The sequence below is a fragment of the Devosia naphthalenivorans genome (genome assembly GCF_003056355.1).
GTDB classification, from domain to species: Bacteria; Pseudomonadota; Alphaproteobacteria; order Rhizobiales; family Devosiaceae; genus Devosia; species Devosia naphthalenivorans.
This window is the reverse complement of the sequence record NZ_PYVW01000011.1, coordinates 102,040-121,757: the sequence shown is the minus strand read 5'-3', so window position 1 is coordinate 121,757 and position 19,718 is coordinate 102,040. Positions and strand designations below refer to the sequence as shown.

15 protein-coding genes and 3 pseudogenes are annotated in these 19,718 nt (G+C 59.6%); 11 read left to right on the top strand and 7 right to left on the bottom strand.

The features are described from left to right. Positions 1–161: 161 nt before the first annotated feature. From C8264_RS14370 to C8264_RS14360, 3 genes are all read left to right on the top strand, one after another. A complete protein-coding gene (locus C8264_RS14370) occupies positions 162–680 on the top strand; it encodes a pseudoazurin (RefSeq protein WP_108461657.1) in 519 nt (172 codons plus the stop codon). A gap of 324 nt (positions 681–1,004) precedes the next feature. Then, entirely contained in the window at positions 1,005–1,343 is a 339-nt protein-coding gene (locus C8264_RS14365; RefSeq protein ID WP_162783659.1) for a hypothetical protein, read from the top strand. 77 nt (positions 1,344–1,420) lie between these two features. Continuing rightward, on the top strand, positions 1,421–2,092 hold the full coding sequence (locus C8264_RS14360) for a L,D-transpeptidase (protein WP_205245687.1): 672 nt from the start codon (positions 1,421–1,423) through the stop codon (positions 2,090–2,092). Between the two features lie 248 nt (positions 2,093–2,340). Here the strand turns inward: C8264_RS14360 and lnt are convergent, their stop codons facing one another. From lnt to C8264_RS14345, 3 genes and pseudogenes are all read right to left on the bottom strand, one after another. Next, on the bottom strand, positions 2,341–3,954 hold the full coding sequence (lnt, locus tag C8264_RS14355; RefSeq protein WP_108461655.1) for an apolipoprotein N-acyltransferase: 1,614 nt from the start codon (positions 3,952–3,954) through the stop codon (positions 2,341–2,343). A 460-nt stretch (positions 3,955–4,414) separates the two neighbouring features. Continuing rightward, the gene (locus tag C8264_RS14350; protein ID WP_162783658.1) at positions 4,415–4,738 is read right to left on the bottom strand and encodes a hypothetical protein; all 324 of its coding nucleotides are present in this window, start codon (positions 4,736–4,738) and stop codon (positions 4,415–4,417) included. A 205-nt stretch (positions 4,739–4,943) separates the two neighbouring features. Continuing rightward, positions 4,944–5,406: pseudogene (locus tag C8264_RS14345) on the bottom strand (DDE-type integrase/transposase/recombinase); the annotation flags it as partial. Between the two features lie 343 nt (positions 5,407–5,749). Between C8264_RS14345 and C8264_RS14340 the strand changes: the two are divergent. From C8264_RS14340 to C8264_RS14330, 3 genes are all read left to right on the top strand, one after another. After that, positions 5,750–6,568 carry a DsbA family protein gene (locus tag C8264_RS14340; protein ID WP_108461653.1) on the top strand — a complete coding sequence of 273 codons (819 nt, stop codon included), beginning with the start codon at positions 5,750–5,752 and terminating at the stop codon, positions 6,566–6,568. 103 nt (positions 6,569–6,671) lie between these two features. Then, positions 6,672–7,019 (top strand): hypothetical protein, encoded by a 348-nt coding sequence (locus C8264_RS14335; RefSeq protein WP_162783657.1) that lies wholly within the window; start codon positions 6,672–6,674, stop codon positions 7,017–7,019. 496 nt (positions 7,020–7,515) lie between these two features. Next, complete coding sequence (locus C8264_RS14330; RefSeq protein ID WP_108461651.1) at positions 7,516–8,769, top strand: O-antigen ligase family protein; 1,254 nt, start codon at positions 7,516–7,518, stop codon at positions 8,767–8,769. 150 nt (positions 8,770–8,919) lie between these two features. Here the strand turns inward: C8264_RS14330 and C8264_RS14325 are convergent. Together C8264_RS14325 and C8264_RS14320 are read right to left on the bottom strand one after the other, a co-directional pair. Beyond that, positions 8,920–9,042, bottom strand: a pseudogene (locus C8264_RS14325) (transposase); the annotation flags it as partial. A 67-nt stretch (positions 9,043–9,109) separates the two neighbouring features. Continuing rightward, on the bottom strand, positions 9,110–10,357 hold the full coding sequence (locus C8264_RS14320) for a cytochrome b (protein ID WP_108461650.1): 1,248 nt from the start codon (positions 10,355–10,357) through the stop codon (positions 9,110–9,112). Between the two features lie 1,351 nt (positions 10,358–11,708). Between C8264_RS14320 and C8264_RS14315 the strand changes: the two genes are divergently transcribed. Continuing rightward, complete coding sequence (locus C8264_RS14315) at positions 11,709–12,215, top strand: TlpA family protein disulfide reductase (RefSeq protein WP_162783656.1); 507 nt, start codon at positions 11,709–11,711, stop codon at positions 12,213–12,215. Continuing rightward, entirely contained in the window at positions 12,216–12,953 is a 738-nt protein-coding gene (locus tag C8264_RS14310; protein WP_108461648.1) for a cytochrome c biogenesis CcdA family protein, read from the top strand. A 194-nt stretch (positions 12,954–13,147) separates the two neighbouring features. Here C8264_RS14310 and C8264_RS14305 read toward each other — a convergent pair whose 3' ends face one another. Together C8264_RS14305 and C8264_RS14300 are read right to left on the bottom strand one after the other, a co-directional pair. Continuing rightward, a complete protein-coding gene (locus C8264_RS14305) occupies positions 13,148–15,082 on the bottom strand; it encodes a M23 family metallopeptidase (protein ID WP_162783655.1) in 1,935 nt (644 codons plus the stop codon). 198 nt (positions 15,083–15,280) lie between these two features. Beyond that, positions 15,281–15,707 (bottom strand): annotated as a pseudogene (locus C8264_RS14300) (MerR family DNA-binding protein). A gap of 65 nt (positions 15,708–15,772) precedes the next feature. On the opposite strand from C8264_RS14300, the gene C8264_RS14295 reads away from it, so the two are divergent. The 3 genes from C8264_RS14295 to C8264_RS14280 all read left to right on the top strand — a co-directional run bounded on the left by C8264_RS14295 (position 15,773) and on the right by C8264_RS14280 (position 19,490). Next, positions 15,773–18,133, top strand: coding sequence for a heavy metal translocating P-type ATPase (locus C8264_RS14295; protein WP_108461646.1), 2,361 nt, complete (start codon positions 15,773–15,775; stop codon positions 18,131–18,133). Next, complete coding sequence (gene lspA, locus C8264_RS14290; RefSeq protein ID WP_162783654.1) at positions 18,130–18,615, top strand: signal peptidase II; 486 nt, start codon at positions 18,130–18,132, stop codon at positions 18,613–18,615. The genes C8264_RS14295 and lspA overlap by 4 nt, the downstream gene beginning before the upstream one ends. Before the next feature lie 305 nt (positions 18,616–18,920). Beyond that, a complete protein-coding gene (locus tag C8264_RS14280) occupies positions 18,921–19,490 on the top strand; it encodes a DsbE family thiol:disulfide interchange protein (protein WP_205245686.1) in 570 nt (189 codons plus the stop codon). Positions 19,491–19,718 lie beyond the last annotated feature (228 nt).

The window sequence follows — 19,718 nt, the reverse complement described above, 5'->3', positions numbered from 1 at the left end:
CCGAAGCAGGCGCTTTGGTCTATTAACGTTGGTGGAGAAGCTGCACATTCTTCCGATAACGAGATTGCTGTCGCACCTCGCTTAGTCTCGTGGTAATATTATACTTTCCCGATGCTCCGCACTCACTTTCATTGTAAATCAATCAAACGGAGAAACACGTCATGGCACGCAGACCAAAAGATCAAACAGCGATTTCGCTCAACTCGCAATTAAGAGTGTCACGGCGAACCTTGATTCGAGGTGCCTCTACGCTGTTCGTGAGCACGCTAGCATTCGGTGGCGCGGCCGTTGCGCAGTCTGTAGGAACTGAGCACCGAGTGCAAATGCTAAACAAGGATGGCGAGGGGCGCCGAATGCAGTTTGAGCCGGCGTTCCTCAAAATTGCGCCGGGAGATACCGTTATATTCGTGCCCACCGACAAGGGGCACAATTCCGAGATCATTGCTGACGCGCTTCCAGCAGGTGGCGAGGCTTGGAAAGGCAAGATCAATGAAGAGATCTCGGTAACCCTCACCGTTGAGGGACTCTATGGCTACAAGTGCCTACCCCATTTTGGCATGGGTATGGTCGGGTTGATTCAGGTCGGCGAAGACATTTCGAACATGCAAGCTATACAGGAAGCTAAACTTCCTCCAAAAGCGGCAGACCGGATGGAGGAATTGCTGCAACAGGTTGGCTAGCATTGCTTGTTTGGCAGCAAATACCGAGTGAGTAGCAATGGGTGGCTAGCCATTCATTAAGTTGCATATGTGCATATTGTTCCTGTTCGCGGTCATTTCGAGCGCGAAAAGGCGTGACTATGACGAAACCACCCTGCTGCTCCGCCACCTCGATGACGTTTTTCATGCCCGTAATTGACGGCTTCCTAATTGGGCGGAATATGCCGTGCTCCCGACCACGGCCATTGATGCTGTGCATCAAGGCGGCGTTGTGCAGATGCAACGCCGCAAGACTCTTTCGTCCGGCGCCTCGCATCCTGTCCCAGGATGAATTATAACCGGGCCATGAACAGGTTCCTGCTGCTGATGGCTATGCTGTTTGGATTGGCCGCCGTTCCGGGGCCGGCTATGGCTAGCGTCGCGGCAAGTGGCCAGTTCTGGACGATCGCCAGCCAGGAGCTATGCGTTGAGGCGGATGCTTCCCAACGCAGCACGCCAGCGTTCAAACGCTGTTCCAAGAAGATCAACGGGCACGTGATATCCTGCCAGCAGGCAATTGATGTCTTGGTCTTCGTGCACGAGTGCAGTCTCTATGCGCAAGCCGCGGTGTTCGCAGCGGCGCAGGACAGCGCCATCACTGCCCTGGGCGACGACGGGCGTTTCCGACCTCCGCGAACCGCCTAGGAACGCCGGCGACAAAGCCTCGCCAAAATCCCTGATCCCGATCCCTTGAGAGGCGGCCGCGAAGGCTGCTGGATGACATGCATATCACCATGATTTCGCGTCGGCACATGATGCTGGGCGCCACAAGCCTTGCTGCACTTGCCCTGGCCGGCTGCACGACCACCAAACCTACGATACCCGTTGCGCCTCCCGCACCGGCGATCCCGCCCGAATACCTCGCCATGTATGCGGCCATACCGGACGAGCGCTTTCCGATTCCAGCGGCCCGCATCGATCTGGTCGACCCGATATACTGGCGGCAGGAGGTCGCAAACATTACGGGCGAAAAGCCGGGCGTGGTGGTGGTCGATACGCCGAACCGCTTCCTCTATTGGACGATGGAGAACGGCCGAGCCATGCGCTACGGGGTCGGCATCGGCCGGGAAGGCTTCGCCTGGGAAGGCCGCGGCCATATCGCCTATGGTCGCGAATGGCCGACCTGGACGCCACCATCCGACATGATCAAGCGGCAGCCCGAACTCGAGCCCTACCGACATGGGATGGAGCCAGGCCCGGAAAACCCGTTGGGAGCTCGCGCGCTCTACATTCACAAGGGCAATCGGGACACTCTCTATCGCCTGCACGGAAATATGGACGCCAATTCAATCGGGAAGGCCGTGTCCAGCGGTTGCGTACGGCTGCTCTTCCAGGATGTCATCGACCTCTATGATCGGGTCCGATGGGGCGCGCCAATCGTGGTCGTGCAATAGCTGAGGCAATGGAAGGCCGGCGTCTCATCGGCCTTCCGCCTATTCCTATGCTGCGCCGTCGAGTGCTCTTAACACTCCTGAAAAGTGGCTGTTGAGCCGATGCGAAGTTGATAAGTCAGTATTGAAAGAGCTGCTCGGTAAGCGGCAATCTGAGCGCCCTCAGTCATCGGGACTTTGAAATGCTGCAGCGATAAACAGCGTCTGAGGTGGAGGCCAATGTGTTTTTACAAACCGTGTTTCTCCGGTAGTCAAACCGCTCTGCGGCGCCCGGCGCGTGAAACCACCAGCGAAATCAGCAGCCCCGCCAGCAGGGCGATCAGCAGCGGCCAGTGGCGCACCTGGGAGAACACTGTGCCCGCCAGCCGTTGATGCGGGCGCACATCCAGCACCGCCATCTGCAGCGGCTCGATCTGCCCCGTGACACGCCCCAGCGGGTCGGTGGCGAAGGTCAGCCCGGTATTGGCGGCACGAACCAGGCTCAGCCCTTCCTCAACCGCCCGCACCCGCGCATGATGGGCATGCTGGGCCGGTCCGATGGAGCCATCGAACCAGGCGTCATTGGTGATATTGAGGATAAACTGCGCGCCGGCCGTATCGCCCAGATCGCCTGAAAACAGGATCTCGTAGCAGATCAGCGCCAGGAATGCCGGCGTGTTGGGCAGGCTCATCAGCCGGCGCCGCGCATCGCCATGGGCCCAGCCCTCGGCGCCCGGAACGAACTGCTTGATGCCCAGCTTCAAAAAGAACTGGCTGAACGGCAAAAATTCGCCAAACGGCACGAGATGGGACTTGTCGTAGGACGCAATGACCTCGCCATTGGTGTTGACCGCCATCAGCGCATTGAACGGCGGCCCCGAACCCTGAGTCTGGTCCAGCGCGTATTGCTGCCGTGGAATTCCCGCCAGCAATGTGGTGGTTTCTGGCAGCAGCCGGGCGATCCGCGCCAGCGCATCGGGATAGCTCGACAGGAAAAACGGCAGGCTCGATTCCGGCCACACCAGATGGGTGATGTCGGCCAGCCCCTGGTCGGCCGGGTCCATCCGCATTTCGGACAGCATCAGCAGCCGGTCGATCAGCGCCACCGGATCGGCATTGCCCCAGTCGGCATGCTCGTAAACCAGCGGCTGCACCAGCCGCATGGCGATGTCGGTGCGTTCCGTCGAGACGGTACCGGTCAGACGATTGTGGCCATAGCCGAGTTGCGCCGCGATCACCGCCATAGCGATAAAAAACGGCAGGAGGCGCCTGCTGAGACTACGTCCGTCGGCGGGCCAGATCAGCGCAGGGGTCATCGCCAGCAACGCCGCCACCAGCGTCAGCCCATAGACGCCGATCACCGAGGTGATCTGCATCATCTCGTCGGTTGGGGTCAGCGCATAGCCCAGCAAATCGAACGGAAAGCCGGTCAGCACATGCCCGCGCGCCCATTCGGCGATGGTCACGAAGGTGGCGAGCGTCACGATGCGCCAGGGACCATGGCTCCAGAACAGATGCGCCAGCGCGCTGCCCAGTCCCCAGAAAAACGCGATCAGCGCTGCCAGCGCCAGGATGGCGAACGGCATCAGGGCGATCATGATCCCGCCACTCACTAAAAATGCCGCGCCTATCCAATGGAAAGCGACTGTGAAATAGCCCCAGCCAAAGGCAAAGCCGATGGTGAAGGCGGGGCCGAACAGGCGCCGCCAGCCGCGGCCGCGCTCCGCGCCATCGAGGCACCAGACCCAAAGCGGGAAGCTCACGAAGAGGGCAGGGACTATGAACAGCGGGGGGATGGACAGACCGGCAACGGCGCCTGCCACCACCAGCAGCAGGAAACGGCGCCAACCATGGCTCAGCATGGCTATATCGGCCAGCCAGGTCATGAAAGCCCTGTCCACGAATCAAAGTGCATGCGGCAAACTCACTGGAAGGGCCAAGTGCGTCAAGGAAGACACGATTTCACTTTGCCGGCATCGAGGAACGCAGCAGCTGAGCCGCAGTTGTTGCCGACCGACATGGGAAAGGAGAGTTTTAGTGGCGAAGGAAACCCCAGGCCAACATCATGATCATCCAGGCCACAAATCAAGCGACTTGGACCAACACGGTCACCGTGACAAGAGCGGCACTAGGAAGTAGTCCAGGTCAAGAAAGCATCGCAAGCGGCCCCTTTCTCAGGCTCCTCCGTATCTCAATGCTCCTTTGACGGTCTGTGCACTTGAGGACTGTTTGCGTATCGATGCGGTGGGAAGTGACAGCTATCTCGACCCATGTCGAACGAAGCAGCCTGAGGATGTGAGCACGGCCAACAGTCGATCCGCTGTAGCCACGACCAAAGGCAATCCCCTATTTCCTTGGCAGCAAGTTCCACACGATTTCGGTCAAGGCAGCTGTCGTGGACGTTGCGTCGCAGCGGGCCGGGCTGCCAACAATGGACGCAGCAAGCACCTCCATCTGCACGTCGCATACCGTGGCGGCAAGAGCGATTGGCACCCGTACCGAGCCCAGATCGATGAACTCCTGCAAATTGACATCGAGGCTTCGCGCGAGGACCTCACCGATACCGCGTATGTTCACGTCTACGAAGTCCTCGGAATTGAACTGAGCAAAGGACGGTGCGGCCCACATACCAAGCGCGACGGCAGCCGCAGGCCCAGCAAATCTTCCCATTCGTTTTACCTCGTCTGCCTGGCGATTTCCGGGGCATCGGTGGCCCGATGCCCCCACTAGTGGGTGGTGCCAGCGTTGAAGCCGCTGGTCAACCCATTTAGATTCATACGGAACTCGTGGTGTCTATGTCAGCAAACGCCAGCTCATTGCGAACGCTGTATCAATCTGCGCACTTTGCCCACCCTCGCCGCGTTGTCCGAGGCTTGCCAGATCGGCCTATCGAGCAGGTGATGCCGTGATCGGCCATCAGGCGCTGGAACTTCTCGGACGCATATTGGCTGCCCTGGATGGAGCGATGCAACAGGCTGTCGCGTTTGCCGCGGCGCCAGATGGGCATGATCAGCGCTTCGGCTACCAGTTGAGCGGTCATCAATGAACTCATCGATCAGCCCACCACCCGGCGGGAGGAAAGGTCGACGACCGCCGCCACATATCGCCAGCCCTGGGCCGTCCAGATTTAGGTGAAGTGGGCAATCCACTTCTGGTTTGGTGCCGACGCCACGAACGCCCGGTCCGTGATGTCGGGGAGATCGCATGACGCTGCCGCCATCCTTGGCCCGCCGCCGCGGCCGAGTTCGCAGGCCTTCCGGGCGCATCAGCCGCTCGATGCGATGTAGACCGGCGTCGAGCCCTTCGGCCAGCACGTGGTGCGACTCCCGCCGGGCGCCCCGCAGATTAGCGAGATCGGCCAAGTAACTCGGTGCTTCGCCACAAAGGAGAATCTCATATCGGGCCCCTGGCGAAGTAGGCCGCGGCTTTCCCCAGTGTGTTTCGGCCCTTTAATTGCGGGGGTCGGCGTTAAGGCGGCAGGTTGCATCATGCTATCTGAGGGAAGCACGACGAACATCGGGCCGTGCACTCTCCAGCAGACCGGGGCGCGATTGATGGCTAAACCGGCTCCGATAGGGCCAATGATTTGTCAGGATATTCACGCCGGGTTGATGAAAGTGTCCACTTCCCTCTACATTTGCTCCGTGTAGTTTCCCGCACATAACGACAGGAGCATTAGCCGTGAACTTTACCCGCCGTGACACTATCGTTTTGGGCGTTGCTGCGTCGGCGCTCAGCTTGTACGGGGGTGGCGTTGTCAATGCTGCTGAAGGGGACATGATCGATGTAGCGCAGCTAATGGCACCCGCCGGGGGCGTTGTGGATCATGTTCAGGGCAGCGAGAGCGCGCCAGTCACCGTCATCGAATATGCCTCTCCCACTTGCCCGCACTGTGCCACCTTCTCCAACGAAGTGCTGCCAGCCTTAGTCAAGCAGTATGTTGATACCGGCAAGATCAAACTGATCGTCCGCCCCTTCGTGCGCAATGTGCTGGACGCCGCCGTATTTATGCTGGCCGAGGCGGCCGGTCCGACAAATTTCCACAACGTGCTGTCGACCTATTTCCGGACCCAGACCGACTGGGCCACGTCCGAGACGCCGCGCGACGCAATCTTCGAAATTGCGACGCAGTTGGGGTTTACCCAGGCAACTTTTGACGCCGCATTGACGGATCAGGAGTTGTTCACTGGGATGGAAGCGCTGCGCGAGCAGGCACTCAACGAATTTGGTCTCTCAGGCACCCCGACATTTTATGTCAATGGCAGGACGCTCACTGGTAACAAGACGCTCGATCAGTTCGCCGCCGAGATCAATCCGCTGGTGCCTGCCGATTTTGTCAGTACTGGTGCCGGCGTCGCCTCTGCGGCCGAAACCCCTGATGCTACCGTGGAGCCGACCACAGAAGCCGCGCCGTCCACCGGCGGGACAAGGTCGCCAGCAAGCCCGGATACTATGGCACCCACTGAACCTGCCGCCATGCCGGTTGCGCCTCCGCAGTGACGTCTGGAAGCTCGATCATCCCTCCTCCTCGGAAGGGGAGTGACCGTCTTCTTTGATCCTCAATGGTAACATTGAGGTAAGGTGGGAAGCTCGTGCTGTTGAGATGCTGAACGAGATTAAAACCGTACTTAGTGAGTTGTTGTTCCTTAGCAGGGATTCGCTGCATATCCACATCGGCTTGGGCATCTACGTTGCGGCCATGCTGTTATTCCGGCGTGGTCCCGCCAGCATCGTTCCATGGCTAGTTGTTCTCGTCGCACAATTAGCGAACGAACTGCTAGACGGCATACATCACGGTGTGCTGGACATCGATGTCAGTGGCGCCCTCCGGGACATCGGCAACACGATGCTCTGGCCGACCGTGGCGCTCCTCGTTTACCGAGGTCGATTGCTCGCTCATCCTGACAGCCGAAAGCGCACAACAGGACACGTTATTCCTCTGCCCTGCTGATTCTCTGGCTTAGGTGTCGGTCGGCTCGCCCTGTCCTGCGGTAGCAGGACGTCACAAAGGACAAGAACGGCCGGATTGGAGAATGGACCACCTTGTCGTCGGTCGTCGATCTGAATGACAACCGGCGGGGAATGTGGTTGAGATGCCACTCCCTCAAGATTCATGCTTGCACGGCGTTGTGCTCGCTTGCGGAACTCCTAGACCAGTGAATCTTGGTAGCGGCGGCGCTTCACCCACTATAAACCTTGGGCCATTACTAACGGTGTGTCGAGAATTACACCGCGTGGCAGCCAATGTACCGCAGGCGATCTAAACAGACCGTGTTAGACCACGTCTCCAAGCAACCCAAGTTTGATGACGCCAATGCGGATCAACTGAGGCCAGGGCCGGTCTGTCATTGGGTAAAAGAGCACGCTCGAACGCACTTTTGCTCCAGCGCGCCAGATCGCGGGGGACTTGGCAGTGTAGAAATCCTGCTCGGATATGGGCTGGCGCCATGACGGCGGATATGGGCACTCGCAACGGTACGGCCAAAGCCGATACCGGCATCAGCCTCGCCGGACTGCGCTTCGCTGTCTTTTCTACGCGGAACCTGATCTTCCTGATTGCGGTTCTGGCGATGAACTTCACGCTGATGCGGCCCTCTCCTGTCGACCTGCTCTACATCACGTCCTTCCTGGTCACGCTCGTCTACATGTCGCTCTTTACCAGGATGGAGGTGACCCGGCGCGTTCTGGCACTCACGCTGATGCTGGCGGCCTGGGCGCTGTCCTTCTTTCTTGCATCGCTGCCCCATCTCCGGCAGGAACTCGTCACCTTCGAGCTCCTGGCAAAATCTTTTGCCATCTCGATAGGCGTGATCGGTGCTTTCGTTTCAATGAGCTGGAACCGCAGGCACTTCGAAACCTTTATGAAGGTCTATATCTTCTCCTGCGTGATTGCATCGCTTCTGGGCACCATCGGCTTCCTTACCCAGATGGAGCTGCTAACTTGGGATGGCCGCGCCAAGGGCTTCATCGACGATCCGAACATGTATGGCTCGTTCCTAATTCCGGCCGTGGTCTTCTGTGCCTATTTCCTGTCTCTGGGCCAAGTTAGCAAGGTGCTCTTCAGCGGCGCTTTGGCGTTGGTCCTACTTGGCATCCTGCTGTCATTCTCGCGCATCGCCGTTGTAGCGGCGCTGTTCTGCTTTTTCGCCTACATCTTTTTTCACAATCGCGGAAGACCGCGCCGGCTGCTGTTGATCATCTGCGGGTTGGTTGTGACCGGCGTCGCGCTGTTCGCCTTTGCCAGCCTCACCTCGGCGGAGTTCACCGCCAAGCTCCTGGATCGCCTGACTTTTGCTAAGGCCTATGACCTCGGCGAGGATGGACGGTATGCGCGATATCTGCTGGTGGTGCCGATGATCCTGCAAAACCCCATCGGGTTGGGCGTGCTGCAACTTGAGAAGATATTTCCCGAGCCGATCCACAACATCTGGCTGAGCTCCTTCGTAAACTATGGCTGGGGCGGCGGACTCTCATGGATCTTTCTCGCCGTCGGGAGCGTTGTCGTGTCAATCCGGAATTACCGAAGGACGAAGGACGCAATCGCGATTGCGCTGCTCATCTCCCTTCTCGGCATCGTAATGGGCGCGACTCTGCACGAGGGTGAACACTGGCGCCATTTGTGGCTATTCTTCGGCCTTGTATGGGGCATGAACTCGTTCAATTTCGGCATGCGCACGAGTGCCAATCGCCAAAAGTCCTGATCCGGAAGGTAAGCGGGCTCTCCTACCTTGCGAGCGAGGTCATCGCTGCGCAGCTGCAGGTTGGTTTCCGCGCGCCGTCAGACGCGAGAGGATCGCCGTCCCGCTGGGTGAAGCCGGAGGACGTAGCGCACGACCGAGCCGTCGCTGCGCCCCGTGCGCGGCAAGTTCCGCCAGAATGCGGTTGAATACACCCAGCCGGCTCCACCGGATGAAGCGGTTGTAGATGGTCTTATGCGGGCCATATTCGGCTGGAGCATCCCGCCAGCGGAGGCCCTGGTCTCACGTCGCCACGGCTTTGTTGCAATGGTGTTCTCGGTTGGGACAACTGCCTAGTCCACCATCAATCGGCCCTATTCAGAACGCGCTCGGAAATGCTTGTCGGGAGGAGCAAGGGCTTCTCAATCCGCGAAAGCACGGGCAGCACAACAAAGAAATGGATGAAGTAGTATGCTGTGCAGACCTTCGAAAGAATGGTGTAGATGCCCTCGGGCGGCTGCGCGCCCAGATAGGTCAGCCCGATGAAGTTGATCACGAACAGCAGGTAGAACCATTTGAACATGGGGCGGAACAGGCCCGAACGAACGCGTGCGGTGTCCAGCCACGGCACGACCAGCAGCGCCACCATCGACAGGCCCATGGCGATGACGCCGCCGAGCTGCGAGTTGATGAACAGCACGTTGAAGTCGATGGCGCGCAGGATGGTGTAGAACGGCAGCAGATACCATTCGGGAACGATATGGGCCGGGGTTACCTGCGGATTGGCCTGAATATAGTTATCCGGGTGACCCAGGATGTCTGGCGCAAAGAACACGAACCAAGCGAATGGGATCATGAACAGCACCATCGCGAACAGGTCCTTCATCGTATAGTACGGATGGAAAGGGACAGTGTCGCGGGTCGATTTAACGTCGACGCCCGTAGGGTTGTTGTTGCCGGGCACGTGCAGCGCCCAAATGTGGAGCGCAACCACGGCTGCAATCACGAATGGCAGCAGGTAATGCAGCGAGAAGAAGCGGTTGAGCGTGGGATTACCCACAGCAAACCCGCCGCGCAGCAACTGCAGCACGCTCTCGCCCACGATTGGGATGGCCGAGAAGATATTGGTGATGACGGTGGCGCCCCAGAAGCTCATTTGGCCCCAAGGCAGCACATAGCCCATGAAGGCAGTGGCCATGGTGAGGATGAAGATGATGACACCCAGGATCCACAGGATCTCGCGCGGCGCCTTGTAGGAGCCGAAGAACAGGCCGCGGAAGATATGGATGTAAAGCGCCGCAAAGAACATCGAAGCGCCAACGGCGTGGGTTGCCTGGATGATCCGGCCGCCATTGACGTTACGGCGAATGTGCTCGACCGAGTCGAATGCCATCGCCACATTGGGAGTATAGTGCATCGCCAGGATAATGCCGGTGACGATCTGAATGCCCAGGCACATCACGAGGATCGCGCCAAACGTCCACCAGTAGTTGAGGTTCTTGGGCGTGGGGAAGTCCATCAGGTGCTCTTTGGCAAACCTGGCGACCGGAAGACGCTCGTCCAGCCACTTCTCGGCAGCATTCCCGGGGGTGTAATTTGAGTGTTCGGACATCGAAAGGCCCTATCAGTCCAACGCGGATCAGTGTTCGCTGACTGGTTTTGAAGAAAACGCGGTCTCACTTTGTGACACCTGCAAAAGCAGCTGTCTACCGAGTTGGTCGCCGTTAGGAAAAGTGCGACACTATGCACGCACCTTGGGTTTGGGGCTGTGAGGTCCACAACCGCCATTCCCGCCGCTGCCTCGCAACGCCCCCGATGAACATCGCGCGTGCCACGGGTACCAGGTCCGCCAAATCTCCGTGCCCAACTGCGGCTTTGCACGGCGCGGTTCGGCTCTAAACGCCGATGCGAATTCGATCGGCAGCTTCATCGGAAGAGCCATTCCCACCAATCTCAAACATTTTCACCAAACGCAGTTTTGCGCCAGCCGCGACGGCTGGGCGAGATCAAGAGACGACGCTGTTACGGAGGCACCCTGGTCAAGGTGCCATTCCGGCGCTTTGTTGACTAAAGTGGATGGTCGCGCATGGCGTTGAGAGCAAAGACTTCTCCGTGCCTGGACAGGAAAACCACCGTTTTGCATTCAGCGTTAAGGATGATTATTGGGCGTTCAGCTCATGTTGAGGGCGACTTCCCCACTGCAGGTTAGCACCGGCGATCTGCGGTGGGAGATTAGCCTGAAGCACTCTACGTGCGCGGATCAGCACGCACATCAAACGACAGGGAGTTAGCTTCCAATGTTGCGTTTGTTAGAAGTCGGTGGTTTCCGACCGTCGGTTCAGTCCAGCATCTGATGCACTGAAACATAGGAATGCCCTTTGACAGCCACGCCACCTAAGGCCTTTTTACATCGGCCAGGATTCCAACGCGTTTGGCTACGGATTATGCACAAAAGCAATTTGGGCATGTCAAGATTTGGTATGTGGTCTTCCCGGCTACATCACTGAGCTTGCGGTCGGCTATTGCGTACGTAGGATACAAGTCCGAGTAGCCAGGGTCGTCTTCGCCGCCTGGCCCCAGACTGAGTAGCCGCTCCTTGAAAAGGTATGCGAAGTAGTAGCAACGCATTGAGCGTCTATGTGTCGCAGGTGGCGGAATGCCTCTGCCCACAAGGTTGACCATGTAGTTGGGTCCGGCCTAGCTTTATGTGCAGGTCGATGGCGGTCGCGAGAGCCATCGAATGGGCATAGCTAATTGGGCCCGAACAGCACTCACCGCCCACCTTGGTGTAGGTGCACATTTCAGAAATCACCATCTAAGATGATGGACAGTTCGCGCGCTGCGAAGTCAAACTCCTAGCGAAAGGAATGAGTGTTTTGAGCGGATCTGTTCCCGGTCCCTGGCCGAGGATCTGGCTTTCGATCGGCCTGCTGAGTCTGGCCTCTTCAGTCCTGGTTGCCCTGATGATCTTCATGTCGCCGAGTGGCTCCAGCGTCTCCACGCCAGAGCGCAGCAGCTTGGACGAGCTGGGCTTCTTCGATGTCGAGGGAAACCCGCAAACGATAGCTTCCTTTGCCGGACAATCGACATTGATTAACGTTTGGGCGACTTGGTGTGCGCCTTGCAGGGAGGAAATGCCGGACTTGGCCAATCTCCAGTCGGCACTAGGCGGAGAGCGATTTCGGGTCGCGACACTGTCGATCGATCGAGCCGGAAATGATGCCGTTCGTCCGTTTCTCGAGGAGATCGGCATCCGCAACCTCGAGGTGTTCCTCGATCCGACGATGGCGGTCATGTCGGCTGGGGGTGTGGTCGGACTTCCGACGACCATTCTCATTGATCGCAGTGGTGAGGAAATCTACCGCTGGGTGGGCCCGCGGAAATGGGACAGCGCGGAAACCTATGCTGCCCTCAAGCTCTACCTGCAAACCGGCGCCACCGCGCAACTTGATCTGCCGAGTTCCGACTAGATGGAGATTTCAAACATCGGCATATTGACGGCGTTCTTGGCAGGCACCGTTTCGTTTCTCTCTCCCTGCGTACTACCGCTGGTACCTGCCTACGTCTCTTTCATCGCCGGAAATTCCACGATCTCGGAACAAGATTCTATCTTGACGCGCCGGAAGGAGGTCGCACTTGTCCTGAGCCTCTGTTTCGTCCTTGGCTTCTCAACCATATTCGTCGCCTTAGGCGCCAGTGCCACGGTGGTCAGCAGGATATTGCTATCCTACCGCGCGGAGGCGAACCTGGTCGGCGGCATCGTGGTCATCGTCTTCGGCATATTCACGACCGGTATCTTCCGCTTCGCCTGGCTCGAGCGCGATGTGCGCTATCACGGTGCCATTGAGGGCGGAAGGCCTGCCGGTGCATACCTTTTAGGGCTGGCATTTGGTTTCGGCTGGACCCCATGCATCGGCCCGGTGCTTGGTGCCATCCTGACGCTCAGCGCCGTATCAGAAACCTCGGGCAACGGGATGGCCCTTTTGGGGGTATATTCTCTCGGACTAGGTCTTCCCTTCGTCCTGTCCGCGCTCTTCACCCAAGGTTTGTCCGACCGCCTTAAGAGCATCCGCCAATTCGGGCGGTGGCTGCAATTTGCAGCGGGGCTGGTCATGATCGCAATGGGCGTCGCAATGATTACGGGCCAGTTGTCGATGTTCGCATTTTGGCTCCTGCAGATGGTGCCTTTCTTCCAGCAGATAGGGTAGTCGATGACTGTGTCCGCAAGCGCCCAGCGGCCGTGGAACGAAGATGCTGGCAGCCAACCTAAAGATGCCTAGGATCGACGGCACCGGTGAGGACGCAACAAAGTGCCGCCGTCACATCGAGCAGGGGTAAACTAGTGTGGCCAAGTAGGGAACGAAGAGGCCAAGGCGAACGTCGCCAACATGCAGAACTTGGATCACGCCGACGAGGCTTGATTGCGTGGCGCAGCATCCATAATGGCGCGTACCTGTTCTATGGTCTGCTGGAGCTTTCCGTCGTATTGCGGGGGGAGGGTGCGGGCCCTGGGCAGCTTTACTTCTAGCGGGTCGGCGATACGGCCGTTGATCTCAAGCTCGAAATGCAGATGGTTGCCCGTGGAACGGCCCGTAGAACCAACATATCCGATGACCTGCCCCTGCCGGACCGCGTTACCTGGCGCGATACCGTCCGCGATCTGGTTCATGTGGGCGTATGCCGTGCTGTAGCCGTTAGCGTGGGACAAACGAACATAGCGTCCGTATCCTGAATACCATTGCGCCATCTCGACGGTGCCATCAGCTGCGGCGAATATCGGGGTTCCACGCGGCGCTGCAAAATCAGTGCCTTCGTGGTTTGCATTGCCACCGTTAAACGGGTCGACGCGCGAACCCATGGCCGACGTCAGGCGACCGCCGCCTTCGAGGGGACGGCGCAGCAGGAAGCGTTTGCCGCTTTCGCCGCTTTCATCGAAATAGGCGACGGCGCCGTCGTCAGTGCGGAAGCGATATAAGTTCCGTTCCGAGTTACCGAGCCTGAGGCTGACGTAGAGCAATTGGGCGGGAGTGGCACCGACGGACGCCGCCTGAAGCAGTTCGAGCGAGTCGCCGGGCTGCACCCTTCGCGATAAGTCCACATCGTAAGCAACGAGAGCGATGATCCTCGAGATGGTAGCGTCGTCCAGCTCATTCCGCCTTCCGGTCTCCCAGATCGACTTGTAGATCGTGGGCAGATTGGCCACGCTGATGCTTTCGGTGCTGTCTTCGGCGAACGGAATGTCGGACGGCGCCAAGCCGAGGACGTACTGGCCCGCGTCAGTCAATGCGACGGTCGCAATGTGCGTGTCCGAATTGGTCGAGTCGTCGTGGCGATAGATACTGAGCCGATATGGAATGAGGCCTGAGCCCGAGCGGGAAGGACCTAGCAGGATGCGCAGCCGCGACCGAGGAGCCAGCGTGGTTACAGGCACGACGTTGCGAACGGTGGCAATAACGGACTCAGCGCCTGCCGCGCTGAAGCCGTGCTTCAGTAGAGCGTCGGCCAGGTATGTCGTTTCCTCAAGTTTCACGATCCGCTCGCTGATCCGCTGGCCTTCACCAGCGACGGAATTCTTGGGCACCACGGTGACGTTCTCCGCCACGCCCATGGACGGTGCCAGATCGTAGACGGAGCCTTGCACCGAGGCGTAAGCCAGCGTGTAATCCGCCGCAAGCTCCGAAATTCCCACGGCGGCAAACGATGCGGCAGCGGTATCATCGATGTATTGGGCTGGTACGAACCCTGGTGGCAGCGCTGAGCTGGTGACGACAACCTCCGCATCGACAGGTTCGCCCATCACATCGAGACTGACCGTTAAAGCCGAGCCAACGTCATCCACAACCGCGCCTAGGTAGTTCTGAGGCTCATATGCGGCGACGTCGTCGGTCAGAATGGTCTCAGATGTCGCCAGTGTGGCGTTGACCCGGACAAACGTGGTGTTGCGTATGAGGTTGGTTCCGCCTACGTCCTCCAACACACTGGCCTCGATTTCATCACGGCTCGACCTCGTGGTGAGAACGGGTCGTCGGCGATCCGTTTTGCCTTCGGCGACTGCCGCCACCACGGCTTCCGACGGAGCGAGATCGAGGGCCTTGTAGGCGGTTGAGAAGCTGTCGACCCCGGCGAACGATACATAGAGTGCTGCGCCCATAAGCAACACCGAGGTCACGCCGGTCAACACTGTGCCTGCCAGCCAGCCAAGACTGACTTCACGACCGCCGCGTTCGCTCCCTTCGGCCGACAGGACGGTCAAAGCCGGTTCGTCCTTGAAGCCATCCAAGTGCATGTAGCGGCGAGCCGAGCGTGGCCCGAACCGTATTCCTTCCCGCTTGCCCATCTGCCCCCTGCGAGTCTGCCAACTGCGCGGCATCGACAAAGGTTTAAGTCGGCATTTTTGCGGCTTGCATACGGCCCGGCCATCACGACCTCGTGAGAACCACGCGGTGTCAAAGTCCCTGTCGTGCCGCGAACCAGGGTTTGCGGTGGCTACCGCGACGACCGGGGCAAATTGTCGCCCCGCTCTAGGGGCTTTCTCTCATCCAATCAGAGCGAAGCAATCGTGGAATGTGCATTTGCAATGATCGGCAAGGATCTCGATTACCTGCATGTTTCTACGCGACCGTGCAGGCATTCGTTCCAGCTCGGATTCAAGCGCGGTTAGGTTAGCGATCTTCCGCTTCACCTCCACCAGTAGGGCCTTTGCAATCGCATCTGCCTGACCACAGGATTGATTGGACGCGGCCTGCAGGGACAGCAAGGTGCGTATCTCGTCGATGTCGAAGCCTTGTTCGCGGGAATGACGGATGAAGGTCAGGCGGTCCACATCTTTCCTGTCGTAGGTCGGCCGGTTGCCTTCGGTGCGTGGCGGCGGCGGCAAAAGTCGGATCTGCTCGCAGTATCTGATGGTGGCACTCTCCCCCGGTGGCTTCCGATGCCTCGCCGATCGCGATCCCGTGATTCATTTGCGCTTGCTCCTGTAGTGGCTAGAGGAGGTACGCAGGCGGAACGAATTCAAGGAGTCGGTGATATGACCGCGGGGATTGATACAACACGCTTCCGTGTAGAAGGCATGGATTGCGCCAGCTGCGCTACCAAGGTGGACACAGCAGTGCGCCGCATTGCCGGCGTTGAGGACGTTTCGGTCTCGGTCGTCTCAGGCACGATGACGGTCATGCATTCGAGCGCCACTGACCTCGGTGTGGTTTCCGGCAAGGTGACGAGCCTCGGATACAAGGCCACCCCATTGCCCGCACGCGCAGCGCCGGGGGGTGCCTTGGATGAACCTGTCATTGCGGATGGCCTCGGGGTTGATGAGGACCAAGATCATGACGGTCATGGTCGTGAGAGCCACGATCACGATCATGCTCCGCACGCGGATCACGATCATGGGGGGCATGGTCACAGCGTACCCGAGAGCTCGGACGGCAAGCGCAGGGAGCCCGCGACCACACCAGCGGCTGGCAAGGATGCGGCCCTTGAGGGTCTTCACGGCCATGACCATGCGTTCGAAGAAGGTCCATGGTGGAAGACTTCGAAGGCTCGGCTGACCATCATCGCAGGAATTGCGGTCGCCGTGGCATTCGCGGCGGGGCAGATTTTTCCGCAGGTAGAACAGTGGGTTTTCATTGCTGCGATGGTCGTGGGCTTGCTCCCCATCGCCCGTCGCGCCTATGTCGGTGCGGTTAATGGCAGCCCGTTCTCCATCGAGACGCTGATGACGGTGGCGGCGGTCGGTGCCGTCTTCATCAACGCGGCCGAAGAGGCGGCGATCGTGGTGCTGCTGTTCCTGGTCGGTGAACTGCTGGAAGGCGTAGCCACCGGGCGCGCGCGCGCCAGTATCAAGGCGCTTGCCTCACTGGTGCCCAAGACCGCGTTCCGCGAGGTCGGAGGCAAGACCGACGAAGTCCCTGCCGATTCCCTCGCCATCGGCGACGTCATATTGGTACGTCCGGGCGATCGCATGCCAGCCGATGGCATCATCGTGTCCGGTGAGAGCGCGATCGATGAGGCGCCGGTGACCGGCGAATCCGTGCCCAAGCGCAAGCAGATCGATGATCAAGTGTTCGCCGGAACCATAAACCAGGAAGGCGCTCTGCGCGTCCGCGTAACGGCCGCTGCAGCTGACAACACCATTTCGCGGATCATCGCGCTGGTCGAGGAGGCCCAGGAATCCAAGGCTCCGACCGAACGTTTCATCGACAGATTCTCCCGCTACTACACGCCAGGCGTGATGGTGGTCGCCGCCTTGATTGCGGTCCTGCCTCCCTTGATCACAGGCGCGCCTTGGGACGAGTGGATCTACAAGGGTCTGGCCGTCCTCCTGATCGGGTGCCCCTGCGCACTCGTCATCTCCACGCCGGCCGCAATTGCCGCCGCGCTTTCCGCAGGCGCTCGCCGCGGCCTGCTGATGAAGGGCGGCGCGGTCCTCGAGTCCCTCGGCAAGATCAATATGGTCGCCCTGGACAAGACCGGCACCCTGACTGCCGGCAAGCCGCAGGTCACAGACATCGTCGCAGGCGCTAGATCTGAGCGCGAGACCCTTGAACTTGCAGCCGCTCTCGAAGTCGGGTCGAGCCACCCGCTCGCAAGCGCTATTCTTTCCAGGGCAAAGGCTGACGGCATCGAGCCCGCCCAGGCCACAAAGGCCGGCGCTGTCGGCGGCAAAGGTGTGGTCGGCACCGTGAATGGCACCGACCTGTTCCTTGGTTCGCCAAAGGCGGTTGCGGAGAAGGTGGCGCTCGGTACTGAGCTCGATGCGCGGATCGTTGCCTTGAACGATGAGGGCAAGACCGTCTCGGTGCTGCTAGCAAATGGAGAGGTCGCAGGTCTCATCGCGATGCGTGATGAGCCGCGGCCGGATGCGATCGAGGGCCTCAAGGCACTCAAGGCCCTGGGCGCTGACATCGTGATGTTGACAGGCGACAATAAGCGCACCGCCGCCGCAATTGGCAGGGCTCTGGGCATCGAGCCGCGGGCCGAACTTCTGCCCGAGGACAAGCAACGGATCGTCGGAGAACTCAAGGCCACCGGCAAGGTAGTGGCGAAGGTCGGCGATGGCATCAACGATGCGCCGGCACTTGCCGCTGCCGACATTGGAATCGCCATGGGCGGCGGCACCGATGTCGCGCTGGAGACAGCAGATGCCGCAGTTCTGCACGGGCGCGTCGTTGACGTAGCCAATATGATCGCGCTCTCGCAGGCGACCATGGCCAACATCGGCCAGAACATCACGATCTCGCTCGGGCTGAAAGCCTTCTTTCTGGTTACAACGGTGATCGGTGTCACCGGTCTGTGGCCCGCCATTCTCGCGGACACCGGCGCGACCGTTCTGGTCACGGCGAACGCCATGCGTTTACTTGGCTGGAAGGGATTGGGGGGCAAGGCGTGAGGAAGGCGTTCGTCGCACTTTACCTCATCCCCATCCTTGTCGCTGTCGACATCGGCACGAAGTTTTGGGCATTGGAGACGATGAAAGGCTTCGTGGGAGCAATACCATTGGTCCCCGGACTATCCTTGCGCCTGGTCTTCAATCCCGGCGTTTCCTTTGGCCTGTTCGCGGGCTCCCCGTGGCCGGTAGCGCTTGTCACGGCGGCGATGACCGCAACTCTCGTGATTTGGTTCGCCCGTTCGAAATCGGACCGGGAGCCATTGGCCATCGGCTGCATCATCGCGGGCGCCGCCTCCAATCTCATCGACAGGTTGCTGAACGGTGCGGTCACCGATTTCCTTTCGTTTGGGAGCCTGGACACACCGCTGTTCACCAACAATCTAGCGGACGTCTGGATCACTCTTGGGGTGATCTTATTGTTTGGAGGCGCTCTATTGGATCGACGCACAACCTATGCCGCCACAAGGAGTAAACGACCATGATGAACGCTATCGACCTACTCCCGGAACGGTTGAGCGGATATCTTAGCTTCGTGAAAAGGGGACCCGTCCCCGCAGCGACGGCGGTATCGGAGCACCAATATGGCGTATAAGGCCCCCTTGCCTTTGCGGCTCTTCCACTACGCTCTTTGGTCGATCATGTTGTTCCTCTTGGTGTGGGTTGCCGTCATCCCGCTTTTCCTTTGGGCCACCAGGCCGAAGCCGCAGCCCGCGCAGCGGACTCCAGAGCCTGCCGCGTACCTGGACCAGACGCAACTACCGCAGTTGCCCGACCCGATCGGGCGCGCGTGAGACCGTCGGACCAATTCCCCCGCCCCGCCCGCCGCCTGTTCCTCGCCAGCATCCCTGTGGTTGTGGTGGTTGGTCTCGTGGGAACGTTCGCTGTCGCTCTCAACGACAGGTCTACTGACTTGCCATCGGTTCTGGTGAACAGGCCGGCCCCGAACTTCACTCTCCCGCCGATCTTGGCGACGGGCGTGCCCGGGCTCGGTCGGGCCGATTTGCTCGGCCAGGTGAGCGTTGTCAATGTCTTCGCCAGTTGGTGCATTCCCTGCCGGGACGAACATCCCCTGCTCGTTGAACTCAAGGAACGAACCGGTGTTCGGCTCTTCGGCGTAAATCTGAAGGACGAGGAGTCGAACGCTACGGCTTTCCTCGAGGAATTGGGCAATCCCTACGATGCGATCGGGGCCGACAGGGACGGTCGAGCGTCCATCGACTGGGGTGTCTACGGCGTCCCGGAAACATTCCTTGTCGGGGCGGACGGTCTGGTTCTGCGGAGGCACGTCGGTCCGCTGGATCGCGCGTCCCTTGATGAATTCGTCGCTGCCATTGCCCGAGAGAAGGACCCTAGGTGAATCCGAGCTATGGCTCTTTACAATACCTGCGTGGGCTGGCGGCTACGTATGTATTGGTGGCGATGTTGACTAAGCTAGCGCCTCCGGCGCCAGGATTATTCTGCATGTGATGATGGAGCGCTCGCTGGCTCGAAGGGCCGCTGTCAGCCGCCGCCGGCCATCCGACCGTTCACGTCCGGCAAGTGCCACGCTGTGGATAAGCCGGGTGCCACACTTTCTTATGTTTGG